General features: G+C 58.9%; 1 protein-coding gene. It reads left to right on the top strand.

What is annotated here, in order from left to right; translation table 11 throughout:
- Positions 1–665 (top strand): undecaprenyl/decaprenyl-phosphate alpha-N-acetylglucosaminyl 1-phosphate transferase (locus NZ772_19450; protein MCS6815732.1); only part of this gene is annotated, 665 nt, incomplete at both ends.

Genomic DNA, 665 nt, shown 5'->3' on the forward strand with positions numbered 1-665 from the left:
TTGTGTTTTTTTCTGATTGGGCTGGCGGACGATTTGTTTTCCCTATCGCCGGGGTCGCGGTTGGTGATGCAGATGGCGGTGGCGGGAGGCGTGTGGGCTTGGGGTGTGCGCATTGATTCTTTGACCTTGCCGGGGCTGGGGTTGGTGTCGCTGGGGCCATTGAGTTTGCCCTTGACGCTGCTGTGGCTGGTGGGAATGGCCAATGCCATCAATATGGTGGACGGGGTGGATGGCCTGGCGGCGGGTGTTTCTGGGATTGCGGCGGCAGTGCTTCTAGTCGTGACCCAGTTTATGGGCCAACCGGCAGCGGCATTGTTGGCGGCGGCGCTGGCGGGAGCATGCTTGGGCTTTTTGCGCTACAACTTTAACCCGGCGCAGATTTTTATGGGTGATGGCGGCGCTTATTTCAAGGGATTTACCCTGGCGGCGATCGGCAACATTTTCATGGTGAAGCGGGTGACGACTGTTGCGGTGGTGTTGCCCTATATCATCCTGGCGGTGCCTTTGCTAGATATGACCTGGGTGGTGATGGACCGGTTGCGACGCGGCAAGTCTCCCTTTTTCCCGGACCAACGGCATTTGCACCACCGGTTGTTGCGGGCGGGCTTGTCCCAACGGGAAACGGTAACGGTGATCTATAGCTTGACCCTGTGGGCGGGGAGTGT

Source organism: Cyanobacteriota bacterium, from assembly GCA_025054735.1.
In the GTDB taxonomy this organism is placed as follows: domain Bacteria; phylum Cyanobacteriota; class Cyanobacteriia; order SKYG9; family SKYG9; genus SKYG9.